This window comes from Roseateles sp. P5_E1 (assembly GCF_054049335.1).
The window spans coordinates 1-23,080 of the sequence record NZ_JBFUMN010000012.1 but is presented as its reverse complement, the minus strand read 5'-3'; the positions used below and the strand labels follow the sequence as shown (position 1 = coordinate 23,080).

General features: G+C 69.0%; 28 protein-coding genes and 1 riboswitch. Of the genes, 12 read left to right on the top strand and 16 right to left on the bottom strand.

Features of this window, described 5'->3' with window-relative positions:
• Positions 1–10: 10 nt before the first annotated feature.
• On the bottom strand, positions 11–1,324 hold the full coding sequence (locus tag ACXJKJ_RS12855; RefSeq protein WP_457390367.1) for a GNAT family N-acetyltransferase: 1,314 nt from the start codon (positions 1,322–1,324) through the stop codon (positions 11–13).
• Positions 1,325–1,433: 109 nt separating this feature from the next.
• Between ACXJKJ_RS12855 and ACXJKJ_RS12850 the strand changes: the two genes are divergently transcribed.
• Genes ACXJKJ_RS12850 through hisA form a run of 7 tightly spaced genes read left to right on the top strand, consistent with a single transcriptional unit; the run spans position 1,434 to position 5,814 of the window.
• Positions 1,434–1,652 carry a hypothetical protein gene (locus ACXJKJ_RS12850; protein ID WP_056193705.1) on the top strand — a complete coding sequence of 73 codons (219 nt, stop codon included), beginning with the start codon at positions 1,434–1,436 and terminating at the stop codon, positions 1,650–1,652.
• Positions 1,652–2,080 carry a PIN domain-containing protein gene (locus tag ACXJKJ_RS12845; RefSeq protein WP_457351738.1) on the top strand — a complete coding sequence of 143 codons (429 nt, stop codon included), beginning with the start codon at positions 1,652–1,654 and terminating at the stop codon, positions 2,078–2,080. Before ACXJKJ_RS12850 ends, ACXJKJ_RS12845 begins: the two co-directional genes overlap by 1 nt.
• On the top strand, positions 2,077–3,159 hold the full coding sequence (gene hisC, locus ACXJKJ_RS12840) for a histidinol-phosphate transaminase (protein ID WP_457390366.1): 1,083 nt from the start codon (positions 2,077–2,079) through the stop codon (positions 3,157–3,159). Before ACXJKJ_RS12845 ends, hisC begins: the two co-directional genes overlap by 4 nt.
• Entirely contained in the window at positions 3,147–3,761 is a 615-nt protein-coding gene (gene hisB / locus ACXJKJ_RS12835) for an imidazoleglycerol-phosphate dehydratase HisB (protein ID WP_056193714.1), read from the top strand. Before hisC ends, hisB begins: the two co-directional genes overlap by 13 nt.
• An 8-nt stretch (positions 3,762–3,769) precedes the next feature.
• Complete coding sequence (locus tag ACXJKJ_RS12830; protein ID WP_457323442.1) at positions 3,770–4,360, top strand: hypothetical protein; 591 nt, start codon at positions 3,770–3,772, stop codon at positions 4,358–4,360.
• Complete coding sequence (gene hisH, locus ACXJKJ_RS12825; RefSeq protein ID WP_056193720.1) at positions 4,357–5,004, top strand: imidazole glycerol phosphate synthase subunit HisH; 648 nt, start codon at positions 4,357–4,359, stop codon at positions 5,002–5,004. Before ACXJKJ_RS12830 ends, hisH begins: the two co-directional genes overlap by 4 nt.
• 60 nt (positions 5,005–5,064) lie before the next feature.
• A complete protein-coding gene (gene hisA, locus ACXJKJ_RS12820) occupies positions 5,065–5,814 on the top strand; it encodes a 1-(5-phosphoribosyl)-5-[(5-phosphoribosylamino)methylideneamino]imidazole-4-carboxamide isomerase (protein ID WP_056193723.1) in 750 nt (249 codons plus the stop codon).
• 7 nt (positions 5,815–5,821) lie between these two features.
• On the opposite strand, the gene ACXJKJ_RS12815 is transcribed toward hisA, so the two are convergent.
• Positions 5,822–6,427, bottom strand: coding sequence for a CHRD domain-containing protein (locus ACXJKJ_RS12815; RefSeq protein WP_457390365.1), 606 nt, complete (start codon positions 6,425–6,427; stop codon positions 5,822–5,824).
• A gap of 120 nt (positions 6,428–6,547) precedes the next feature.
• On the opposite strand from ACXJKJ_RS12815, the gene hisF reads away from it, so the two are divergent.
• From hisF to ACXJKJ_RS12795, 4 genes are all read left to right on the top strand, one after another.
• On the top strand, positions 6,548–7,309 hold the full coding sequence (hisF, locus tag ACXJKJ_RS12810; protein WP_457390364.1) for an imidazole glycerol phosphate synthase subunit HisF: 762 nt from the start codon (positions 6,548–6,550) through the stop codon (positions 7,307–7,309).
• Positions 7,310–7,858, top strand: coding sequence for a 16S rRNA (guanine(966)-N(2))-methyltransferase RsmD (gene rsmD / locus ACXJKJ_RS12805; protein ID WP_457390363.1), 549 nt, complete (start codon positions 7,310–7,312; stop codon positions 7,856–7,858).
• The gene (gene coaD, locus ACXJKJ_RS12800) at positions 7,855–8,355 is read left to right on the top strand and encodes a pantetheine-phosphate adenylyltransferase (RefSeq protein WP_056193735.1); all 501 of its coding nucleotides are present in this window, start codon (positions 7,855–7,857) and stop codon (positions 8,353–8,355) included. Before rsmD ends, coaD begins: the two co-directional genes overlap by 4 nt.
• 124 nt (positions 8,356–8,479) lie before the next feature.
• Positions 8,480–8,767: a YfhL family 4Fe-4S dicluster ferredoxin gene (locus ACXJKJ_RS12795; protein WP_056193738.1), complete on the top strand. Its 288-nt coding sequence runs from the start codon at positions 8,480–8,482 to the stop codon at positions 8,765–8,767.
• On the opposite strand, the gene ACXJKJ_RS12790 is transcribed toward ACXJKJ_RS12795, so the two are convergent.
• The 14 genes from ACXJKJ_RS12790 to pth form a co-directional block, all read right to left on the bottom strand.
• Entirely contained in the window at positions 8,727–9,734 is a 1,008-nt protein-coding gene (locus tag ACXJKJ_RS12790; RefSeq protein WP_457390362.1) for a S1/P1 nuclease, read from the bottom strand. The genes ACXJKJ_RS12795 and ACXJKJ_RS12790 overlap by 41 nt on opposite strands.
• An 11-nt stretch (positions 9,735–9,745) precedes the next feature.
• On the bottom strand, positions 9,746–11,197 hold the full coding sequence (locus ACXJKJ_RS12785; RefSeq protein ID WP_457390361.1) for a cobyric acid synthase: 1,452 nt from the start codon (positions 11,195–11,197) through the stop codon (positions 9,746–9,748).
• 73 nt (positions 11,198–11,270) lie between these two features.
• Positions 11,271–12,245 (bottom strand): aminotransferase class I/II-fold pyridoxal phosphate-dependent enzyme, encoded by a 975-nt coding sequence (locus ACXJKJ_RS12780; RefSeq protein WP_457390360.1) that lies wholly within the window; start codon positions 12,243–12,245, stop codon positions 11,271–11,273.
• Complete coding sequence (cbiB, locus tag ACXJKJ_RS12775) at positions 12,242–13,153, bottom strand: adenosylcobinamide-phosphate synthase CbiB (RefSeq protein WP_457390359.1); 912 nt, start codon at positions 13,151–13,153, stop codon at positions 12,242–12,244. Before cbiB ends, ACXJKJ_RS12780 begins: the two co-directional genes overlap by 4 nt.
• Positions 13,150–13,488, bottom strand: a complete 339-nt coding sequence (locus ACXJKJ_RS12770; protein ID WP_457390358.1) for a DUF1636 family protein — start codon at positions 13,486–13,488, stop codon at positions 13,150–13,152. The genes cbiB and ACXJKJ_RS12770 overlap by 4 nt, the downstream gene beginning before the upstream one ends.
• Positions 13,485–14,054 carry a cob(I)yrinic acid a,c-diamide adenosyltransferase gene (gene cobO / locus ACXJKJ_RS12765; protein WP_056193756.1) on the bottom strand — a complete coding sequence of 190 codons (570 nt, stop codon included), beginning with the start codon at positions 14,052–14,054 and terminating at the stop codon, positions 13,485–13,487. The genes ACXJKJ_RS12770 and cobO overlap by 4 nt, the downstream gene beginning before the upstream one ends.
• Positions 14,055–14,057: 3 nt before the next feature.
• Complete coding sequence (locus ACXJKJ_RS12760) at positions 14,058–15,347, bottom strand: cobyrinate a,c-diamide synthase (RefSeq protein WP_457390357.1); 1,290 nt, start codon at positions 15,345–15,347, stop codon at positions 14,058–14,060.
• The gene (locus ACXJKJ_RS12755; RefSeq protein ID WP_457390356.1) at positions 15,344–16,102 is read right to left on the bottom strand and encodes an ABC transporter ATP-binding protein; all 759 of its coding nucleotides are present in this window, start codon (positions 16,100–16,102) and stop codon (positions 15,344–15,346) included. Before ACXJKJ_RS12755 ends, ACXJKJ_RS12760 begins: the two co-directional genes overlap by 4 nt.
• Positions 16,099–17,079, bottom strand: a complete 981-nt coding sequence (locus ACXJKJ_RS12750; RefSeq protein WP_056193766.1) for a FecCD family ABC transporter permease — start codon at positions 17,077–17,079, stop codon at positions 16,099–16,101. Before ACXJKJ_RS12750 ends, ACXJKJ_RS12755 begins: the two co-directional genes overlap by 4 nt.
• Complete coding sequence (locus tag ACXJKJ_RS12745) at positions 17,079–17,933, bottom strand: ABC transporter substrate-binding protein (RefSeq protein ID WP_457390355.1); 855 nt, start codon at positions 17,931–17,933, stop codon at positions 17,079–17,081. Before ACXJKJ_RS12745 ends, ACXJKJ_RS12750 begins: the two co-directional genes overlap by 1 nt.
• The gene (cobU, locus tag ACXJKJ_RS12740) at positions 17,926–18,474 is read right to left on the bottom strand and encodes a bifunctional adenosylcobinamide kinase/adenosylcobinamide-phosphate guanylyltransferase (RefSeq protein ID WP_457390354.1); all 549 of its coding nucleotides are present in this window, start codon (positions 18,472–18,474) and stop codon (positions 17,926–17,928) included. The genes ACXJKJ_RS12745 and cobU overlap by 8 nt, the downstream gene beginning before the upstream one ends.
• A gap of 10 nt (positions 18,475–18,484) precedes the next feature.
• On the bottom strand, positions 18,485–20,365 hold the full coding sequence (locus ACXJKJ_RS12735; RefSeq protein WP_457390353.1) for a TonB-dependent receptor domain-containing protein: 1,881 nt from the start codon (positions 20,363–20,365) through the stop codon (positions 18,485–18,487).
• 77 nt (positions 20,366–20,442) lie between these two features.
• Positions 20,443–20,680: riboswitch (cobalamin riboswitch) on the bottom strand.
• Positions 20,676–21,086: a hypothetical protein gene (locus ACXJKJ_RS12730; protein WP_457390352.1), complete on the bottom strand. Its 411-nt coding sequence runs from the start codon at positions 21,084–21,086 to the stop codon at positions 20,676–20,678. It overlaps the preceding riboswitch by 5 nt.
• Positions 21,083–21,715: an aminoacyl-tRNA hydrolase gene (pth, locus tag ACXJKJ_RS12725; RefSeq protein ID WP_457323777.1), complete on the bottom strand. Its 633-nt coding sequence runs from the start codon at positions 21,713–21,715 to the stop codon at positions 21,083–21,085. The genes ACXJKJ_RS12730 and pth overlap by 4 nt, the downstream gene beginning before the upstream one ends.
• An 82-nt stretch (positions 21,716–21,797) precedes the next feature.
• Between pth and ACXJKJ_RS12720 the strand changes: the two genes are divergently transcribed.
• Positions 21,798–23,080, top strand: a 1,283-nt coding sequence (locus ACXJKJ_RS12720) for an MdtA/MuxA family multidrug efflux RND transporter periplasmic adaptor subunit (protein ID WP_457390351.1), incomplete at its 3' end; no start/stop codon positions are given.

Sequence of the window (23,080 nt, the reverse complement as noted above, 5' to 3'; positions counted from 1 at the left end):
CAGCTGAAAGCTAGGCCGCGTCGACAGGCGCGGCCTTGAACGGGCTGCGCTCCGGCGGCTCATCGTGCTCGGCCGTCTTGGTCAGCGCGGTGGTGATCCAGTTCAGCGCCGACACGCGGTGGCGCACCGCGCAGCTCAGCGGCTCAGGTCTACAGCCCATCTTGGCCTTGGGCTCCAGCGCCGTGCGGCCCAGGCTCAGCCGCGTCGAACCGAAGGCGATCGCGTCCTGCACAGTGGACTGCAGCAGCGTCAGGTAGATCGGTGCCTCGGCATTGGCCGCGCGGTCGTAGCCGATGTAGTAGCCCAGCGTCGTGTCGCCGTCGTGCACGCTGGTGACGAAGCCCAGCCAGCGCCCGTCGGCATGCTCGGCCACGCGGCAGCGGAAGCGCGCACCCAGGGCGGCGGCCATGGCCGGCAGATAGCCTGGCGTCAGCGTTGCCAGCCGCAGGCCCTGGGCCTGGTGGACCTGGCCATAGAGAGCATGCAGCTCGTCGGCCCGCGCCAGCAGCTCCTCGGCGCTGGCCTCGCGCAGCGTCAGGCCGGCCGCGGCGCAGTCCTTCAGCAGCTTCTTGGCCGCGCTGCGATAGCCCGAGGTCATGCTGGCCAGGTAGTCGTCCCAGCTGCGCCATTCGGGGCGCAGCGTCAGCACCATGTCGGGTTCGGTGTCGACGCTGCGATAGCCCAGCAGGCGCAGTGACGGTGAGACGTTCTGGGCGGCCATGCCGAGGTCCTTGATCAGCGCCAGGTCGGACTGGCCGTCGAGCTTGTCGGCGCGGCGCAGCCGGTAGATGGCTTCGCAGACGCCATGCCAGAGCTGGCCCTCATCGGCATGCGGCGCCAGGGCCATGGCGCGCGCGCCCCAGACGAGCAGGTTGCCGCAGACCAGCAGATGCTCCTTGAGCCCGGCCATGGGTGCATCCATCAGCTTCTTGCTGCCGGGCTTGCGCAGCTGGGCGCCGCCGACGGCCACGCGCTGCAGTAGTAGCGCCGCGACTGGCGCACCATCGGCATAGGCCATGGCGTAGCGCGGCTCGATGTTGTCCGGTGCATGCTGCTCCAGCACGCGCAGGTAGTCGCGCGACAGGAAGAGGGTCTGCGCCGCCAGTGCATCCCAATGCAAGGGGTTCAGGAAGTCGATGCGGTCGGCCAGCACCAGTTGCAGGCCCGAGGCTGTGCGCCGCGCGACGCGCCTGGCCTTGATGTCCTGCAGGGCCTGGACGGGGTTGACCACCTGGGGCTTGAGCTTGCCGAGGGCGCGGCCGGTGCGCTTGAGCTTGGCCACGGTGGCCTGCAGGGGCTTCTTGGCGAGGGGCGATATGGGCATTGATGGTGGAGTGACAACGGGATGCAAAGGCTAACTCAATCGATTCAAGCGGGAGGTATTTGGACACGAAGTTCGTGCAACACGAACTTCGTGTGATACGCTTGATGCCATGAAGAACGTCACCGTGTCCATGGATGACGCCGTGGCCGAATGGGCCCGGTTGGAAGCCGCGCGGCGCAACACCAGCGTGTCTCGCCTGCTGGGGGAACTGCTGGGCGAGAAGATGCGCCACGACGACGCCTACGAGCGGGCGTTGCAGGACTGGTTGCACCGCGAGCGGTCCTGGGCCTCCGACGGGCAGCCCTATCCCGGCAGGCAGGTGCTTTGATGGCGGATCCCGTCTTCGTCGACACCTCCGTGCTGCTGTTCAGCGAGGACGGCGCCCGCCCCGCTGAGCGCGAGCAGGTGCTGGCCTGGCTGCGCGAGCTGTGGGCCACCCGCACCGGCCGGGTGTCGGTGCAGGTGCTGAACGACTTCTACCTGCTGGCCACGCGCCAGGTCACGCCGCCCATGCCGCAAGGCGATGCGCGTGCCGAGGTGCGCCGCTACCAGCACTGGCGTCCGTGGGCGACGGACCAGGCGACTGTCGAATCCGCCTGGTCGCTGGAAAGCCGCTTCGGCCTGCCATTCGCCGACGCCCTTGTCGTCGCCAGCGCCAAGGCGCAGGGCTGCACTCGACTGCTCAGCCTGGCCCTGCCGCACGAAGCCGTCTTCGACAGCGTGCAGGTGTTCAACCCCATCGTGACTGCGCCATGACCGATTCGCTCGCACACGCCCTCGCCCAGATCCGCCCCGACGTGCGCGCGGCCCACGCTTACGTCGTCCAGCCGAGCACCGGCTTCGTCAAGCTGGACATCATGGAGAACCCCTACCGCCTGCCGACCGAACTGCAGTTGGCGTTGGGCGAGCGCCTCGGCGCCGTTGCCATCAACCGCTACCCGGCCGAGCGCACCGCCGACCTGGCCGCGGCGCTGAAGGTCCATGCCGGCCTGCCCGAGGCCTTCGGCATCACGCTGGGCAATGGCTCGGACGAACTCATCAGCCTGTTGACGCTGGCCGTGTCCAAGCCTGGTGCGGTCATCCTGTCGCCGCTGCCCAGCTTCGTCATGTACGAGATGTCGGCGCGGCACCAGCACCTGCGTTTTGTCGGCGTGCCGCTGCAGGCTGGAGACTTCGAGTTGGACGAGGCCGCCATGCTGGCCGCGATTGCGGAGCATCAGCCGGCACTCATCTACCTCTCCTACCCCAACAACCCGACCGGCAACCTCTGGGACGCCGCCGCCATCGAGCGCATCGTCGCCGCGGCGCCTGGCCTGGTCGTCATGGACGAGGCTTACCAACCCTTTGCATCCTCCGACAGCCTGGCGCTGATGGCCCGCCACCCGCACGTGCTGGTGATGCGCACCATGAGCAAGTTCGGCCTGGCCGGCGTGCGGATCGGCTATCTCTGTGGTTCGGCCGAGCTGGTCGCGCAGATCGAGAAACTACGCCCGCCCTTCAACGTCAGCGTGCTGAACGCCGAGGCCGCGCTGTTCGCGCTGGAGCATGCCGAGGTCTACGCCGCCCAGGCCGCCGAGCTGCGCCAGCAGCGTGAGCGCCTCTTCAGCGCCTTGCAGGCCATGCCCGGTGTCACACCCTGGCCAAGCCAGGGCAATATGATCCTGGCCAGGGTTCAGGACGCCGCCGCCACCTTCGCGGCGCTGAGGGCCCGGGGCGTGCTGATCAAGAACGTCTCGGCCATGCACCCGCTGCTAGCGAACTGTGTGCGCATCACGGTCGGAACGCCCGACGAAAACACCCTGCTGCTCCAAGCGATTCAAGCATGTCTGAACTGAACGCCTCCACAACCGCGCGCATCGCCGAAGTCACTCGCAACACCCGCGAGACGCGCATCACGGTGCGCGTCAACCTGGACGGCACGGGCCAGTCCAAGCTGCAGACCGGCATCGGCTTCTTCGACCACATGCTGGACCAGATCGCCCGCCACGGCCTGATGGACCTGGACATCCATTGCGAGGGTGACCTGCACATCGACGGCCACCACACCGTCGAGGACGTCGGCATCACGCTGGGCCTGGCCGTCGCCAAGGCCGTGGGCGACAAGGCTGGCCTGACGCGCTACGGCCACAGCTATGTGCCGCTGGACGAGGCCCTGTCGCGGGTCGTCATCGACCTCTCCGGCCGCCCGGGCCTGCACATGGACTGCAAGTTCACGGCCGGCAGCGTCGGCGCCTTCGACACCCAGCTGACCTTCGAGTTCTTCCAGGGCTTCGTCAACCACGCGCTGGCCACGGTCCACATCGACAACCTGAAGGGCCACAACGCCCACCACCAAGCCGAAACCATGTTCAAGGCTTTTGGCCGCGCGTTGCGCATGGCGACGACGCCGGACCCGCGCTCCGCAGGCGTGATCCCGTCGACCAAGGGCTCGCTGTGAGCCGCGCCTTGCTCCGCAGCCTCGCGGCACTGGCGTTGAGCGGCCTGTTTGCCGTGGGCGCCATGGCGCAGGAAGGGCAGCCTTGCCCGCGGCCGGGCACCCAGGAGGACATGCCCCAGATGCTGGGCCCGGGCTTTGAGCGCATGATGACCCATGGCTTCGAAGCCACCATGCCCGGCGGCGGCTGCAGCATCCGCTACAAGCATCCGAGCGGCATGTGGGCCGACGTCTACATCTACCAGGCCCAATTGGGTCGCGTCGAGGACGTTGCGCGAGATCCCCGGTTGCTGGAGGAGTTCAAGTCCGCGATGAGCGGCATCGTCAAAGGCTGGCAGCAGCGTTACCCCGACACCAAGGTGCGCGACGTCGTCGCGCAATATGAGAACCACGGCCAGAGCCGAACCGAGGTCTTGGTGGGCTGGGCCACGATCGACCGCCCCGAGAAGGAAGTTTTGCGCAGCTATGTGCAGCTGTGGAGTGGCGGTGGCTCCATCTGGAAGCTTCGCACCACCTTCCCCGGCGTCGACAAAGCCGTGTCCGAGCCCGCCGTGACGGCACTGGGCAATGCGCTGGTCGACCTGTCCCGGGGGAAGCCATGACCCGCACCGTTGCCGTCGTGGACTACGGCATGGGCAACCTCCGCTCGGTGTCTCAAGCTGTCATCCATGCCGCCGAGGGCCAGGGTTTCGAGGTGGCCATCACTTGCGACCCTGAAGTGGTGCGCGCCGCCGAGCGTGTTGTGCTGCCCGGCCAGGGCGCCATGCGCGACTGCATGCGCGAGCTGGCCGACTCGGGCGTCAAGGAAGCCGTGCTTGAAGCCGCCGCCACCAAGCCGCTGCTGGGCGTGTGCGTTGGCATGCAGATGCTGCTGGATCACAGCGAGGAGCAGGACACGCCCGGCCTGGGGCTGATCCCGGGCCGCGTGCAGCGCTTCCGCCTGGAAGGCCGGCTGCAGGAAGACGGCAGCCGCTTCAAGGTGCCGCAGATGGGCTGGAACCGCGTGCACCAACCGCGGGCGCATGCTGTTTGGGATGGCATCCCGGACGAGAGCTGGTTCTACTTCGTGCACAGTTTCTACGCGACGACTGCGTTGCCGGAACACAGCGCCGGCGAGACCGACTACGGTGCTCGCTTTACCTGCGCGGTGGCCCGGGATAATATTTTTGCGACCCAATTCCACCCCGAGAAAAGTGCCGCACTGGGCCTCGCCCTCTACCGCAATTTCCTGCACTGGAAGCCCTGAACGGGTCTGCACTTTCTCGTCTCCCGCCTTCCTTCCCCTCCAGCCCCTCAGCCCCCGGCCATGCTGCTGATCCCTGCCATCGACCTGAAAGACGGTCGCTGTGTCCGCCTCAAGCAAGGCGACATGAACGACTCCACCACCTTCGGCGAAGACCCCGCTGCGATGGCGCGCCGCTGGCTCGACGCCGGCGCGCGGCGCCTGCATCTGGTGGACCTGAACGGCGCCTTCGCGGGCAAGCCGGTCAACGAGCCAGCCATCAAGGCCATCATCAAGGAGATCGGCGACGAGATCCCCATCCAGCTCGGCGGCGGCATCCGCGACCTCGACACCATCGAGCGCTACCTGGACGATGGCCTGAGCTACGTCATCATCGGCACCGCCGCGGTCAAGAACCCCGGCTTCCTGAGGGACGCCTGCACGGCCTTCGGCGGCCACATCATCGTGGGCCTGGACGCCAAGGACGGCAAGGTTGCCACCGACGGCTGGAGCAAGCTGACCGGCCACGAGGTCATCGACCTGGCGCAGAAATTCCAGGACTACGGCGTCGAAGGCGTCATCTACACCGACATCGGCCGCGATGGCATGCTGACCGGCATCAACATCGAGGCCACCGTCAAGCTGGCCCAGGCGCTCACCATCCCGGTGATCGCCTCGGGTGGTCTCTCGGACATTGCCGACATCGAGCGCCTGTGCGCCGTCATGGGCGACGGCGTCGAGGGCGTCATCTGCGGCCGCTCCATCTACACCGGCGCGCTGGACTTCACGGCCGCCCAGGTGCGGGCGGACGAACTCATCGCAGCGGCCGGCTGAGAGCCTCTCAGCGACTGCGCCGGCGGGCCAGCAGGGCCAGCGCGCCCAGGCCGCCCAGCATCAGCGCGTAAGTCTCGGGCTCAGGTACCGGTGCAGCCACGAGGAAGGTCCTGATCTCGCCGCCGGTCGACAGCGTGGAGTGGATGTTCAGATAGGCCTTGCCGTCGGCCAGGCCGGTCGCGAAGGCGGCAAAGGCGCTCGACACATTGCCGCCATTGGCCGTGACGAAGGCAGGGTTCCAGCTCGATGTCTGCGTCATGTCGAAGGTCATCGAATAGGTGCCCGACATGACACCCGCGCCCGAGGGAAAGGCCGGGAAGCTCGGTACCGGCGTCGCGACGCCCGCCGAGCCCCCCCCGGCCGCCGCCGTGCAGCAGTGGATATGGCTGGCCGTGACACTGCCGGTCAGATTGCTGAAGGTCACGTTCACCTTCATCGAGAAGGTGTCGTCATCGAAGATCACACTGACCGTGCCCGTGCCGAGCGATCCGGCCGCCGCGGCAGGTTCACCGAGGTTGCTCAGCGTGCCGATATAGGTCACCGGGTGAGCCGAGGCAGCGGCGGCGCCCAGGGCGAGGGTTGCGGCGAGCAGGGCGGGGGAGGTCAGTCTCATCGTCATCTCCTGTTGTGGTGGTGGAACTTGCGAAGCTACGGATTGAGCGCCAGTTCGGTTCCGCCGCGAAGCCCCTAACCATCGAGGGAATAATTCAGCCCTCGCTTCCGTATCCCCGTCATGCTTGCCAAACGCATCATTCCCTGCCTCGACGTCACCGCCGGCCGCGTGGTCAAGGGCGTCAACTTCGTCGGCCTGCGTGATGCGGGCGATCCGGTGGATATCGCCGCGCGCTACAACGAGCAGGGCGCCGACGAGCTGACCTTCCTCGACATCACGGCTACCAGCGATGGTCGCGACCTCATCCTGCACATCATCGAAGCCGTCGCCTCGAAGGTGTTCATTCCCCTGACCGTGGGCGGCGGCGTGCGCGCGGTGGCCGACGTGCGGCGGCTGCTGAACGCCGGCGCCGACAAGGTGTCCTTCAACTCGGCGGCAGTCGCCGACCCCGACCTGATCCGTGCCGCCAGCGACAAGTACGGCGCCCAATGCATCGTTGTCGCCATCGACGCCAAGCGCCGCGCGGATGGTTCGGGCTGGGACGTCTACACCCACGGCGGCCGCAAGAACGTCGGCCTTGACGCCGTCGATTGGGCCCGCAAGATGGCCGAGTTCGGCGCTGGCGAGATCCTGCTGACCAGCATGGATCGCGACGGCACCAAGAGCGGCTTCGACCTCGAATTGACCCGCGCCGTGTCCGACGCCGTGCCCGTGCCCGTCATCGCCTCCGGCGGCGTGGGCTCGCTGGATGACTTAGCCGACGGCATCACGATCGGCGGCGCCGACGCCGTGCTGGCCGCCAGCATCTTCCACTTCGGCGAGCACACTGTGGGCGAGGCCAAGGCCTTGATGGCGGCGCGCGGGATTCCGGTCCGCCAGTAGATGGGCGAAGTTCGCATCATCGGCGGCCAGTGGAAACGCTCCAAGCTGCCCGTGCCTGACCTGCCTGGGCTGCGCCCCACGTCGGACCGCATTCGCGAAACCCTCTTCAACTGGCTGGGCCAGACGCTGGACGGCTGGCGCGTGCTGGACGCCTTTGCGGGCAGCGGCGCACTGGGCTTCGAGGCCGCGTCGCGCGGGGCGGAGGCCGTGGTGATGATCGAGCGCGAGGCAGCGCTGGTGGACGGCTTGAGGGCCAGCCAGAAGCGTTTGCAGGCCACGGCCCTCACCATCCACCGGGCCAATGCGCTGAACTGGATGACGGCCTGCGCGGACCGCTTCGACCTCATTTTTCTTGACCCGCCGTTCGCCGACAACCTCTTCGACCGCGCGCTGGCTGCTGCCATGCCGCTGTTGGCCGAAGGCGGGCTGATCTACGTCGAATCCCCGGGCGAGATCGCTCCCCCGGCCGGATTCACGACCTGGCGCCAGGGCCGAGCCGGCGCCGTGCACTACCAATTGCTGCGTCGCGAGGACAATCCAGCCGCATGACGACCCGCACCACCATCACGGCCATCTACCCGGGCACCTTCGACCCGATCACGCTGGGCCACGAGGACCTGATGCGCCGTTCTGCCGCGATGTTCGAGCGCCTGGTGCTGGCGGTGGCGGTCGGCCATCACAAGAAGACCATGTTTTCCCTGGACGAGCGGCTGGCGATGGCCCAGGAAGTGGCGGCACCGCTGGGCAATGTCGAGGTCATCGCCTTCGACGGTCTGCTGCGCGACTTCGTGCGCACCCACGCCGGCCGTGTCGTCGTGCGTGGCCTGCGCACCGGTGGCGACTTCGAATACGAGTTCCAGATGGCCGGCATGAACCGCAAGCTCATGCCCGAGGTCGAGACCATCTTCCTGACGCCCGGCGAACACCACCAGTACACGTCCAGCACCTTCGTGCGCGAGATCGCGACGCTGGGTGGCGAGGTGGCGGAGTTTGTGTCGCCCGGGGTACTGGCGCGGCTGAACGAGCGCTGCAGGAAGGGGGGCTGACGATGGCGYTGATGATCACGGACACGCGGGGCGGGAATCGGCAAGGCATGCCTTGCCCCGCCRCGCGCGGCGAGCGCATGCAGGCGCTTGCCGTATTCGTCCGCCAGSCCGATGGAGGYRTYCCATGGCGYTGATGATCACGGACGAATGCATCAACTGCGACGTCTGCGAGCCCGCCTGCCCGAACAACGCGATCTCGATGGGCGAGGAGTTCTACAAGATCGAGCCGAGCAAGTGCACCGAGTGCGTCGGCCACTTCGACGAGCCGCAGTGCGTGATGCTCTGCCCAGTCGCGTGCATCCCGATCAACCCGGCCCATATCGAGAGCCGGGAGACCTTGATGCAGAAGTATCAACGCCTCACCGCCGCGGCTACCGCGGGAACGCTGCCTGCAGCACCCGGGCCAGCCTAGCTCCTGCGCGCGTCAGCTGCTGGCGCTTGATGGCGTCTGCCCTGGCGCCGTAGCCGCCGGGCAGTTCGATGTCCCACTGCGAGCCCTGCCTGGCCGAGAACTTCAACCCGTCGAAGACGCGTCCGGCTTGCTCCAGTGACTGCGTGGCCCAGTGGGGCGGCCAGTCGACCGCAGTGCCTGGGTCGGCACCAACCTGGCGCGCCTCGGCCAGCCAGTCGGCATCGACATGCTGGGGCCTGAATTCCTCAGGCACGTTGTCCCAGTACGAATGGAAATTCTTCGACCCCGTCGTCGTGGCCGGATCGAGCAGCAAGCTGTTGCCACCGATGGTGAAGCTGGCGCGATCGAAGCCCTGCTTGTCGGGGTCGACACGCTGCCCCTGGGCGTCGAGATAGACGCTGCCGACGTGCAGCGGCTGGTGGATGTCGCCCACCAGATGCACCAGTACCAGCAAGGCCTCGCGTTGGTTCTTGAAGTTGGGCTGACCGGGCGAGGGCTTGCCCTGCAGCACCAGGATGGCCGCACGCAGCGCGCCGACGACGTCATCCGGGCGCGTGCCGGTCACCTTCGGTAGGTAGCGCCCGCGCTGCACGGCGATGTCGGCGTAGTGGGTCTGCTTGTGGCAGCTGTCCTCGTCGAGGCCCAACTGGCACTGCCGGTCGTTGCGGCGCACGTAGTCGGCCATCTCGGCGATGCGTGCGGGCGTCTCCAGCGCGGCGCACGCGGGGTACTTGCCCGGCGCGGGATAGGTATAGCCCTGGCTGGGCGCGATGCCCTTCACGCAGTCGGCCCAGATCGAGGCCAGCGAAAGCGGCATGTCGCCCAGCAGCCCGGCGACGCGGGCTTCAGCCGGGGTACCTTTGATGAGGCCGGCAGCGATGGTCGCGACGGTCTGGTGGCCGTCAGAACCCCAGGCGTGGGCGGCCAGGGGCAGGGCGAGCAGGGCGGTGGCAAGGAGGCGGCGCATGCGGAAATTCGTCAGCCGATCAAACCCGCAATCTTGCCCGGTTGAAAGTGCAGGTCGATGAAGTCCGCCAGCCCATCAAAGACGGCATCCAGCGACCGGCCAGCCTGGCCGAACAGGGCCTTGAGCACGGCCGGCTGCTCGAACAGGCCGTGGGCGTAGACGCCCAGCACCTGGCCGGCCTGCCAGCCCACCGCCTCGCCGGCGGCATTGCGCAGCGCCACGCGCGGCGGCGGCAGGCCGGCGTGAGGCTGGGTGCGGCCGTGGCGGATCTCATAGCCACTGGCCTGCACACCGGCCAGGGCCTGCCAGCCGCCGTCCAGCGACGTGGAGAAGCTGAACTCCGCGCTGCGCAGCAGCTTCTCGGGCTCGAAAACGGTCACCAGCGGCAGCAGGCCCAGGCCCGGCGCATTGCCGTCCAGGCCATGCGGGTCGATCAGCGCCTCGCCCAGCATCTGCAGGCCGCCGCAGATGCCGAGCACGCGGCCGCGGTGGCTGTTGATGGCGGCGTCGAGCTTTTGCGCGCGCAGCCAGGCGAGGTCGGCGGCGGTGGACTTGGAGCCGGGCAGGATGATCCAGTCCACGCCGGCCAGGTCCTTGGGCTCGCGCGCCCAGCTCAGGCGCACGCCGGGCAACTGGCGCAGCGGCTGGAATTCGTCGAGGTTGGAGATGCGCGGGTAGGCGACGACGGCGATGCGCAGGCCGCTGCCGGCGTGGCCTGTGCTGGCGTCGTCGAAGACGCCGTCCTCCTCGGGCAGGCCGTGGCCCCGCCACATCGGCAGCGTGGCGATGGTGGGCACGCCGGTCAGGTGCTCGAGCTGCTCGGGCCCGGGCGACAGCAGGCCGGCGTCGCCGCGGAAGCGGTTCAGCACGAAGCCACGCACCTGGGCGCGCACGTCATCGGGCATCAGCTGGTGGGTGCCATACAGGTGGGCGAAGGCGCCGCCGCGGTCGATGTCGGTGACGATCAGGCAGGCGGCGTTGGCGTCGCGAGCGGTGCCGAGGTTGACGTAGTCGCTGGGCRCCAGGTTGATCTCCGCCGGCGAGCCCGCGCCTTCGATGACGACGACATCGTTCTCCCGCATCAGCTCGTGCAGGGCCGCGCGGGCGCGGGGCTTCAGCAGCGCGCTGCGTTCGCGCCAGGGTATGGTGGCCATGGCCGGGTCCACTTCGCCAAGCACGACGACCTGGCTCTGCGTATCCGCCTCGGGTTTGAGCAGCACCGGATTCATGCGCACCTCGGGCACGCGGTTGGCGGCCAGGGCCTGGAAGTACTGCGCTGAGCCGATCTCGCCCATCAGGCCGTTCAAGCCGGGCACGACGCGCGCGTTGTTGCTCATGTTCTGGGCCTTGAAGGGCGCGACCTTGAGCCCCTGGCGGGCATACCAGCGGCACAGGGCCGTGGCCAGCCAGCTCTTGCCCGCGCCGCTCGTCGTGCCGAGCACCATCACTGCTTTACTGATCATTGATGCACCCTTCGGCCTACGGCCTGTCCCGCCGAGCGGGAGCGAGTTTGCTTGGGACGGCCCGGCGCTGCACTCATGAGTCTTCGCTTTCGATTTCAAGCAGGGCCTGCTGCAGTGCCTGCTGCGAGGCGGGAGGTTGGGCTGACACGCGCACCCAACCGGGCAGGCCGAAACTGGTTGCGTCGCGCACGCGGATGCTGCGCTCGCGCAGCCGGGTCGCGATGTCAGGTCGCGGTGGGCGAGCCAGCCAGAAGTGGGTGCAACTGGGTCGCTGCAGCCAGTCCAGGCCAGCCAGCATCTTGCGCTGCTGTGCCGTCCATTCACGCAGCTGATTGCGGGCCTTGGCCAGCCAGGCTTGCGTGTCGTCGTTGTGCCAGTGCATCAGCATGGTCACGCCCTCGGCCGACAGCACCCAGCTCGGCGCCAGCGACAACGCACGGGACCAGAGCGGGTCGGCGGCTGGCGCGATGAGATAGCCCGCGCGTACGCCGGTCAGGCCCAGGGCCTTGTTGGGGCAGATGAGCTGCCAGGCTCCGGGCGGCAGGGCAGGGCTGTCGCCGTGCAGGCGCAGCGGCTCGTAGGCGCGGTCGATCACGACCAGGGCATCGAGCTGCGGCCATACCGGCACGCTGGCGCCGGTCGGGTTGCAAGGCTCGCAGATCCAGACCACGGCCGGCGCCGTCGGTCGGATGTCGACGGGCGCGGCATAGGGCTTCACCGGCAGGCCCAACGCCTGGGCGGCGAGGGCGTAGTCGCCAAAGCCGGGTTGCGGCACCCAGACCTCGCGGCGACCCGTCAACATCGCCGCCAGCGTCAGCCGGCGAATGCCCTCTGCGCCACCGGCCGTGGGCAGGACCAGGTCCGCGTCACCGAGATGGCGGCGCAGCGTGCGGTAGTTCGGGTCGGGGTAGGCCTGACGGTCGGCGGTTTGCACGGCGTTCATCAGCGTCGGCGGCGGGCCCAGCGGGCTGGCATTGGTCGAGAAGTCGTGTGCTGCTGGCGGACCCTCATCCGGTCCCCCATGCTCGGGCAGCATAGGCGCGTTCATGCCCTCAACGCCCAGGCGAGCGCGGCAAGCAGCACGGCACCGGCAAAGACGGCCTGCTGGGCGACGGCGCGGGCAGCGTGCACATCGCCGGCCTGCACGGGGCTCCCTTCGGCATTCAATGCATAGACGCCGGGCTTGGACAGCCGCCGGCCCAGCCGCAACGCCATCGCCGCCATGGGCCAGCCGCTGTTGGGGGAGGGCGTGCGCCGGGCTTCGCGCGGCAGTCGGGCGAAGGAGGGCGGCATCAGTACCAGCGCCGTCAGCCGGGCCGGCAGCCATGACAGCAGGTCGTCCGCCCGCGCCGCCCATTTGCCGCACCACTCGCGCGCGTCGCGGTAGCCCCACATCGCGTCCGCCGTGTTGGCGAAGCGGTAGATGGCCGCACCCGGCAGTCCGGCGATGGCGAACCAGAACAGCGGCGCGATGACCGAATCGTTGAGGTTCTCGGCCAGCGTCTCGATGGCAGCCTCGCGCACCTCGGTCTCGGTCAAGGCCGACGTGTCGCGACTGACCAGGCGCGACAGCCGCGCGCGTCCAGCTTCCAGCGATTCATTCAATGCGGCTTCCACGGCCAGCGCCTCCTCGGCCAGCATGCGCCAAGCCAGCAGTGGCTTGAGCAGCAGGCCGACAGCCAAGGCAGCGCCGACGAGGCGCAGCGGTGAATGCCAAGGCTGCAGCAAAAGCAGCACCCAGCCCTCCAGCCACAGCGCGATGAAGGCCACCAGCGCCGCGCCGACCAGCCAGGCCAGCGCGCCGGCGATGAAGCCGACGGCTGGCGGTAGCTTCGTCAGCTTGAACAGGCCAAGATAGCGCCCCATGCCGACGACAGGATGGGCCCAGCTCGGCGGCTCGCCCAGGCGATCCACCAGCAGAGCCACCATCATGGCCAGCGGCAGCAGCAGGTTCATATGCCCAGCGGTGGCAGGCGGGCCACCAGGCCGCCCTTGAGTCGATCAGGCCGGCGGTCCCAGGCCAGCAGGCCGTCACCCGGCTCCGAATGTTGGGCGGCCACCGACAGCAGCGCGTCGACGCTGGCGGCGTCGGGCGCGAGCTGCCCGAACAGATAGCTGTGCTTGCCAGGGCCTTGCAGGGCCGCCGTGCAGCTCTGCTTGCAGGCAGCCATGCAGGCTTGTCCCCGAACGGGCAGCAACCAGTCGCGTGCCAGCGCCTCGTTTTCGACGGCTTCCAGCAGAGCCTGGCCCTGGCCATCGGCGCAGGTGGTGCAGATGATGAGGGCGCTCAATCCTCGATCCCCCGCTGCGCCGGTACGCCGGCCTTGTAGTGGTGCTTGATCATCGCCATCTCGGTGACCGTGTCGGCCAGCTCGATCAGTTCGGCCGGCGCGCCACGCCCCGTCAGCACGACGTGCACATGCGGCGGGCGCTCGCGCAGGCAGGCCAGCACCGTCTCCAGCGCCAGCCAGCCGTAGCGCAGCGGGTACATGATCTCGTCCAGCACGACGAGGAAATGGTCGCCCGCACGGATGACCGATTCGGCGCGGCCCCAGCCCTCGCGGGCGAGTTCGGCGGAGTGCTCCAGGTCCTTGCTCTTCCAAGAGAAGCCGTCGCCCAGGCCTTCGATCGGCACGCCCAGTTGCTCGAACACGCGGTGCTCGCCGAAGCGGGCGCTGGGTACCTTCATGAACTGGTAGATGCGCACCGGTTTGCCGCGGCCATGCGCGCGCAGTGCGAGGCCAAAGGCGGCGGTGCTCTTGCCCTTGCCGTCGCCGGTGTGGACGATCACCAGGCCACGGCGCTCGCCGCTGGGGATGACGCGTTCGCGGTCGACGGGAGGTTGTTCGATTTCCATGGGTCAGCCCCTGAAGAAAGCCGCTATGGCCTCCGGGTTGGACGGGAAGTAGTGGTGCACATAGCTCGCCCGCAGCGAGCCCTGCTGGTAGAGGGCCTCGGCGGTGTTGCCGCCATTGGGGTTGCTGGCCCGCATGATCGGCGCCAGCGGCGTCTCCAGCGTCGAGTAGTGATAGCTGTGGCCGCGCAACGGGCCTTCGGGCCAGGCGATGGCCTGCAGTCCCAGAGCCGCGAGGCGGTGCTGCACATGGGCGCGGCCGGGCATGACGCCGACCATGCGGTGAGTATCGCCGGCCGCGTCGGTCAGTGAGTCCAGCAGGGCCAGCATGCCGCCGCATTCGGCGAGCAGCGGTTTACCTGCGGCGACATGGCCGGCCAGGGCTGCGGCCAGCGTGGGGTGGGCACCCAGCGCCTCGACATGCAACTCGGGGTAGCCGCCGGGCAGCCACAGCGCATCGCAAACCGGCAGGGCCTCATGGCGGATGGGCGAGAAGAAGGACAGTTCGGCGCCCAGGGCGCGGAGCAGGTCGACATTGGCTGCGTAGATGAAGCCGAAGGCGGCGTCGCGGGCGATGGCAATGCGGCGGCCGTGGAGCAGCGGCGGCAGCGGCGGCTCAGTGTTCACCTCAAAGGCCTGGGGCTTGAAGGCCAAGCCAGGCCGCAGCCCGGCTTCCCAGGCATCGGCCCAGGCATCGAGCTGTGTATCCAGCCTCGGCTGCTCAAGCGCCTGCACGAGGCCGAGATGGCGCTCAGGCAGGATGAGCTTGGGCTCGCGCGGCAGCGCGGCAATCAGCGGCAGGTCGTCCGGCAGGCCTTCACTGAGCATGCGCCCATGCGCCGCGCTGCCGATGCGGTTGGCGATGACGCCGCAGTGGTGCAGCTCGGGCCTGAAGCGCTGCAGTCCCGTCGCCAGCGCTGCGAAGGTCTGGGCCATGGCCGAAGCGTCGATGACGCAGACGACGGGCAGCCCGAAGGCGACGGCCAGGTCGGCGCTGCTCGGGTTGCCGTCGAACAGGCCCATGACGCCTTCGACGAGGATGAGGTCAGCCTCGCGCGCGGCCTCGGCCAGCAGGGCCTGGCAGTGGGCGAAGCCGCCCATGAAGAGGTCGAGCTGGTAGACCGGGCGGCCGCTGGCGCGCTCGAGGATGCTGGGGTCAAGGAAGTCCGGCCCGGTCTTGAAGACGCGCACGCGCTTGCCGCGCCGTGCATGGCTGCGCGCAATCGCCGCAGTGACGCAGGTCTTGCCCGATCCCGAGGACGGGGCGCTGATGAAGAGGGCGGCGCAAGAGGTCATAAAGGCAGGGCGACCCAGCGGCCCTCGATCTGTGCGATGTGCAGGCGGGGACCGAAGACGCGTTTCAGCGCCGCATGCGTGGCTGCATCGGCCGGTGCGCCGGTGTGCACGATGCGGCCATCGGCCATCAGCACGAGATGGTCGGCCTGCAGCGCGAGATGCAGCTCGTGCAGAACGCTGACGACGCTGTGGCCGGCGGCGACGCGCTCACGCGCCAGGGCCATCCATTCGGCCTGGTGGGGCGGGTCGAGGTGGGCCAGGGGTTCGTCCATCAGCGTCAGCGGCGCGTCGACGGCCAGGGCGCGCGCCAGCAGCACGCGCTGGCGTTCGCCGCCCGACAGCGAACCGAGACGGCGCTCGCGCCAGTCCCAGCTCTGCGTGGCCTGCATCGCGGCCCGTACGGCGGCCTCGTCGGCGGCAGTGGGCGACGCCAGCCAGGGGCGATGGGGCAGGCGGCCGAGCTGCACGACGTCCTGGGCCGTCAGGTCGTCGGCGCCGGTCTCCTGCTGGCCCATCCAGGCCAGTTGGCGGGCGCGCTCGCGGGACGGCCAGTCATTGAGCGGCTTGCCGCCGAGCAGCACATTGCCTTCACAACGCTGCAGGCCGGCGATGGCGCGCAGCAGCGTCGACTTGCCGGCGCCGTTGGGGCCGACGATGGCCGTCCAACGGCCCTGGGGCAAGGCAAGATCGATGTCGCTGATCAGGTCGCGGCCGTCGATGCGGACGCGGGCGATGCGGGCGTGCAGGGCATTCATCGCTTGGGCGCTCCGCGTCTATGCATCAGCACAAGAAGATAGACGCCGCCCAGCAGCGCGGTGACGAGACCGACGGGCAGCTCCTGCGGTCGCATCAACCCGCGCGCGATCACATCGGCCACCAGCAGCAGGGCGCCGCCGGCCGCGGCCGACATCAGGATCAGCCGGCCGTGAAGCATGGGGCAGAGGCTGCGCACGAGGTGGGGGGCGACCAGGCCGACGAAGGCGACGATGCCGGTCTGCGCGACGGCAGCACCGGTGGCCAGCGCAAAGGCCAGGATCAGCAGCAGCCGCATCAGGCCCATGCGCACGCCCAGCGACGCGGCGGTGGCCTCGCCCAGCGTCAGCGCATCCAGGGCCGGGCTGGCCAGCAGGCCGATGACGAGGGCCGCGATGCCACTGGCGGTCATCACCGTGACGCTGCTCCAGCCCAGCAGGCCGGTGTTGCCGAGCAGGAAGGCCTGCATGGCGCGCAGGATGTCGGGCGCCCACAGCGTGGCCAGGCCGGTCAGCGCGTTCAGCACGACACCGACGACGACGCCGGCCAGCAAGAGGCGCAGCGTCTGCTCGACGCCGCGCGCCAGGATCAGCGTCAGGCCCACGCCAACCAGCGTGCCGACGAAGGCGATGCCGGTCAGTCCGACATGGGCCAGCAGCGACGAGGTCTGGGGCGAGATGCCGGTCAGCGCCAGCGCGATGGCGACCGCGAGACCCGCGCCCGAGGCGCTGCCCAGCAGATAGGGATCGGCCAGCGGGTTGCGGAACAGGCCTTGCGACATCGCACCGGCCATGCCGAGCAGGGCGCCGGCCCACCAGGCGCCCAACGAGCGCGGCAGGCGGATCTCCCACAGGATGATGCCCATGCTGTCGTCGCCGAGGTCAGCCCAGCCGGTGCTGCCGACCAGCACGCCCCCCAGCACGCCGCCGGCACCAACGAGCAGCAGCAGCGTCAGCAGCAGCCCGGGGCGGATGTTCATCACGAGGCGCCCTTCTCGCGCAGGCAGCGGGCCATGATCTGCGCCGCCTCGGCCATGCGCGGCCCCGGGCGGGTGAGGATGTCGCCCTCCTCGGGCTTGAAGATGCAGATGCGGCCGCGCTTGACGGCGTCGATGCGGTCCCAGCCGGGGCGCTGGGTCAGGCCTTCGGAGCCGCGCTGGCCGATCATGATCAAGGCCGGGTTGGCCTTGACGACGAACTCGGGGTTGATCTTGGGGAAGGGGCCGAGCGACGCCGGGATGATGTTGCCGGCGCCGAGCTTGGTCAACGTCTCGCCCATGAAGGAGGACTCGCCGGCGGCCCAGATGCCGGGGGCGACCTCGAAGTAGACGCGCACGCCCCGCGCCGACGCTGGCACGCTGCTGGCCGCCGCGGCGACGCCGGCCTCGATATGGCGCCAGACGCGCTGGGCATCAGGCACGCCGAGCACCTGGCCGATGATGTTCAGCACGCGCTGAACGTCCTTGTAGCTGCGCGGCTCCAGAACGACGACCTTGAGGCCCAAGGCGCGCAGCCGCTCGGCCACGCGCGAGGACACGGCCACCAGCACGACATCGGGCTTGAGCGACGCGATCAGCTCGACATTGGTGTCTTCCATGCCGCCGACCTTGGGCAGGGCGTTCACTGAGGCGGGGAAGTTGGAATAGCGGTCGACGCCGACCAGCCGGGCGCAGGCACCGAGTTCGCAGACGGTCTCGGTCAGCGAAGGCAGCAGGCTGACGATGCGCTGCGGCGGCGTGCTGATCAGCGTCACCTGGCCGAGGTCGTCCTTGATGTCGATGGCAGCAACCGGCAGCGCAATGGCCAACAGCAGCAGGGCAAGCAATCTACGCATGGTTCGAATCCTCGACGGGTCGTGTCCAGGCCTGGCCCGCGACCATCAGTGTCAATCGGCCGCACAGGCGCGCGACGTCCTGGTTCAGGCGGCCAAGCTCGTCGATGTAGTCGCGCACCTCTCGACCCAGCGGCGACACGCCCCAGCCGACCTCGTTGGAGACGAAGACGACGGGCGACTTCAAGCGTGGCAGCAGATCCAGCAGCGCGGTGCGCTCGGCCGGCCAGCCGGCCGCATCGGGCGCGCCGCTCATCGGCATCAGCCAGTTCACGAGCCACAGCGTCAGGCAGTCGACGACGATCAAGGTACGGTCGTCATCGACTTGTTGAAGCGCCGCGCTCAGGGCCAGCGGGGCTTCGACAGTCTCGAAGCCCGCCGGCCTTGTGGCGCGGTGGTGGGCGATGCGCGCACGCATCTCGTCGTCCGCTGCCAGCGCCGTGGCGATGACGGCAACGCGGCCCGTCCAGCGTAGCGCCAGCCTTTCGGCCCGGCGCGACTTGCCGCTGCGCTGGCCGCCGACGATGAGTTCGTGTGTGCTCATCAGCGCGAGCTTAGAGGGTGGGRCTCCAGCGCAGGCTGATCAGCGCCGTGCGCGGCGCCGACGCATAGCCATAGGCCGTCGACGTCTCGCGGTCGAAGGCGTTGTCCAGGTTCAGCTGCAGCTTCAGATCCTTGCGGATCTTGTACTGCGCGTTGAAGTTGACGAGGCCATAGCCGCCTAGCTTGCGCGTGTTGGCGGCGTTGTCCCAGCGCGCGCCGGAGGCCTGCACGCTGCTGCCCAGCACCCAGTCGCCCAGCTCGGTGTCGGCGCCGACCGTGGCCAGGCGCTTGGCGCGGCGGGCCAGCAGCAGCCCGGTGCTGGCGTCCGTAGGCTTCTGGAAGTCCATGGTGGCGCGCAGGTTCACGCTGCCGGCCTTGGTATTGCCGGCCAGGGTCACGCCGCGCAGGCGGGCCGCCGCCACGTTCTGATAGCAGCCGAAGGCGCTCTGGCAGCTGCCGGCGGCGCCGAAGATGATGAGGTTGCTGACGCGGTTGCGGTAGGCCGTGGCCGTGAGCTCGGTGTCGCCAACGCCGTACTTCAGGCCGAATTCGACATTGCGGCCGCGCTCGGCTTCGAGCGGCTTGACGCCAGGCTTGCTGAGGTCTGGCCCGTAGACCGTGCCCTGCTGGTAGAGGGTCGGTGCGCGAAAGGCATTGCCGACCGAGCCGACGACGCGCAGGCCGGTCACGACCTCATAGCCGGCCAGCAGGGTGCCGGTGTCGACACTGCCGAACTGGCTGTCGTTGTCGTGGCGGGCGTGGGCTTGCAGGCTGAAGGCACCGGCATTGAGCAGATAGCCCGCGCCGATGGCATTGCGGTGGCGCTTGCCGACGCCGGCGGTCACAAGGCCGCTGTTCTCCAGCTTGTCCTCGATGCGCTCGCCCTGGAAGTTGATCTGCTGGCCCTGGCCCAGCACATAGGAGCCGGTCAGCGCCAGGTTCTTGACCTTGGTGATGGTCAGATAGGGCGAGGGTGAGGTCTCGTAGCGGTCGCGCGACTCGCCGTAGCTGAGCTGGGTCTGCAGCGCCGGGGCCCATTGCGCCGTCCAGGCCAGACGGGTGGCGTCGGTGTCCTGCACGGTGTGGTCATCCACGAGGGGCCGGGACTTGGAGGAATCGTATTGCGCGTTCGCGTGGTTCTTGATGACGATGATTTCGGCGCGATGGCCCTCGGCCAGTTGGGCGCCGATGCGAGCCGTGCCCTGGTACTTGCGCCAGCCGTCCCGGTCAGGGATGTAGCTGAAGGAGCCGGGCACGTCGATCGTCGAGTTGAAGCCGTCGCTCTCCTCGATGGCGCCGGTGAAGGCGAAGTCGATGATGCCTTGGCTGCCGAACAGGCCGCCGTCGGCCTTCATCGTGCCCTGGGTGCCCAGGCCCACGCCGAAATCGGCGCTGATCTTGCCGCCGCCATTCCCTCCTGCTTTACGGGTGAAGATCTGCACGACGCCGCCGACGGCATCCGAGCCGTAGATGGCGCTGGCCGGTCCCTTCAGCACTTCCACGCGCTCGACCTGCGAAACCGGGATGCCCTGCCAGCTGGCGCCGCCGGTGGACTGCGAGTCCATGCGCACGCCGTCGACGAGGACCAGCGTGTGGCGCGTATCGGCGCCGCGCAGGAAGAGGCTGGTCGTGGACGCCGCACCGCCGTTGCGGACCATCTCGGCACAGCCGTTGTTGCGCAGCAGGTCGGCCACGCTGGCGGCGGCCTGGCGCTCGATGTCGGCGCGGGTGATGACGGTCAGGTCGGCCAGCACTTCCGACAGGCGCTGGGGCGTGCGCGCGGCGGTGGTGACGACGGTGTCGAGCTTGTTCTGGGCGTGGGCGGACGAAGCCAGGGCCAGCACGGCCAGGGCGAGCAGCGACCGACGGGCCGCGAGGAGGGAATGAGACATGAGAGGAGACGCGAACGAACACCCAGCCGCGCTGACCCCCGCAGCAAGGCTGAAAAACGGCCACCGCGCAAGTGCGCGAGGCGGCCCCGTCGTTGGCCGGTATCCGGGCTGATGGACTTGAGTTCTGCTCGACGCCTTCCCGGTGCACGCACCAGTGGCTATGTGGTCGAACAGTGAGGCGCCAAGGCCTCGTCCACTTACCGTTGCGGGGACAGCTCAGGTTAGATCTGCGGCGTGACCGCTCGTCCTCCTGATTCCCGTTGAACTGCAGCCGCCGTGAAGGCGGGCGCGAGCACCAACGGCGCGGATTCTATCGATGGCCGCTGGCGGCGGTGGAGGGCTTGTGCGGTTTGGCCGTCTTCGGCGGCTTCAGATGGGTGACTTGTGGGGCGCTGGCCGCCTGGGCGGGCGGTGGCGGCGCCTGCAAGCCGACTGCCTGAGCGCGCAGGTGGCGGGCTTCAGCCTCGCTGGCGCGGCGAGACTGGGCCAGGACCGCAGCCTGCCGGGAGTCCGCGAAGTGGCGGTCGCGCGCCGCCTTGCTGTCGGCGGCGCTGGGCTGGTCGTAGTCGACGCTGCTGGCCGCGCTGCCACCGGGGCAGGGCGAGTCGCGCAGGTCGCGACCGTCGAGGCCGCAGCGGTAGACCTGGGCGCGGCGCGTCTGGGTCTGCGCCAGAACAGGCAGTGCGAGTGCGAGGGCCAGAATCAGCAGCAGAGGCTTCATGAGGCCGGAGTGTCTACTGGCGGCTGGGGTTTGGGCGGCTTGGGCCGCGGCGGTTTGGCGTGAATTTTGGCCAGCGCCTTGTCCATGTCGCCGCGCAGCATCAGCTCGACGGCGCCGTAGCTCTTCTCGATGCAGTCCTCCACCGCCTGGCGCTCGGCCAGCGGCGGCTTGCGCAGCACATAGCCGGCCACCTCATCCTTGTGGCCCGGGTGGCCGATGCCGAGCCGCAGCCGCCAGAAGTCCCCGCTGCCAAGCTGAGCCCGCATGTCCTTCAGGCCGTTGTGGCCGCCGTCGCCGCCGCCCTTCTTGAACTTCATCTCGCCGGGCGACAGGTCCAGCTCGTCGTGGATGGCCAGGATCTCTTCCGGCGCGATCTTGAAGAAGCGCGCCAGCGCCGCGACCGACTTGCCGGACAGGTTCATATAGGTCATGGGCTGCAGCAGCCAGATGGGGCCGCTGGCGCCCGGCGCCTGGTTCACGCGGGCCACCAGGCCGTGATAGGCCTTGTCGGGCGCCAGGCTCACCTTGAGGCCCCGGGCCAGGCCATCGATCCACCAGAAACCGGCGTTGTGGCGCGTGTCTTCGTACTCGGCACCTGGATTGCCCAGGCCCACCATCAGCTTGATCATGACCATGATCGTAGCTTTGAGACCCAGCAATGCTGCAGCTACATTCGGCCGGGAAACTTGGCTGCAACCAGGAGTGGACCGAATGCAGAACAAGGAATCCAAGGGCAGCAAAACCTGGATCTGGGTCGCGGTAGTCGTCATCGTCATCGCGGGCGCGGCGTGGTGGTGGAAGGGCCGGGGCGGCGAAGGCGGCGCTGACGGGCCGGCAGGTGCGGCGTCCGCTGCATCCGGTGCCGGCGGGTCGGGCCGGCCCGCGGGCGGGCGCTTCGGCCGCAGCGGGCCGCAGCCGGTCACGGTGGCCGCCGTGCAAAAGCGCGACATGGCCGTCATCGTCGACGCCATCGGCAGCATCGCCTCGGCCAACACGGCCATCGTGCACGCCAAGGTCAGCGGCGAGCTGAAGGCCATCTATTTCCACGAGGGCCAGCCGGTGAAAGCCGGCCAGGTGCTCGCCCTCATCGATCCCAAGCCCTACGAGATCGTCCGCGACCAGGCCCAGGGCACGCTGGCGCGMGACCAGGCCCAGCTGGAGAACGCCCGCGCCGACCTTGCCCGCTACAGGGACCTCGTCGCCAAGGAGGCTGCGCCGCGCCAGCAGCTCGACACCCAGCAGGCCCTCGTGCGCCAGTTGGAAGCCACACTGCTGTCGGACCAGGCGGCGGTGGACAACGCCAAGCTGCAGCTGTCCTACACCCGCGTCACCGCGCCCATCGCCGGCCAGGCGGGCCTGAAGCAGGCCGACCTCGGCAACAACATCACGCCCGGCGACGCCAACGGGCTGCTGACCATCGCCCAGATCCAGCCGGCCGCGGTCGTCTTCGCCGTGCCGGACGCGCGCCTGCCTCGCATCCGCCAGCAGCTGGGCGACAAGCAGGCCTTGCCCGTGCAGGCCTGGGACCGCGAGCGCCGCACCAAGCTGGCCGAGGGCCGCGTCGCCAGCACCGACAACGCCATCGACGCCACCACTGGCACCATCAAGGTCAAGGCCCTGTTCGACAACAAGGACGGCGGTCTCTTCCCCAACCAGTTCGTCAATGTGCGCCTGCAGCTGGACACGCTGAAGGATGTCCTGGTTGTGCCGACCGCGGCCGTGCAGCGCGGCTCGCAGGGCATCTTTGTCTACGTGGTGGCCGACGGCCAGGTGGCCCTTCGCAAGGTGCAGACCCTGGCGACCGATGGCGATGCCACCGCCGTGCAGGGCGAGCTGAAGGAGGGTGACCAGGTCGTGACCGACGGCGCCGACCGCCTGCGGGACGGTGGCAAGGCCGAGGTCATCAAGGTGCCGGCCGGCGGCGCCTCCGGTGCGGGTGGACGTGGCGGTCGTGGGCGTGGCGCTGGCGCTGCCAGTGCGCCGGGCGCGAGGAG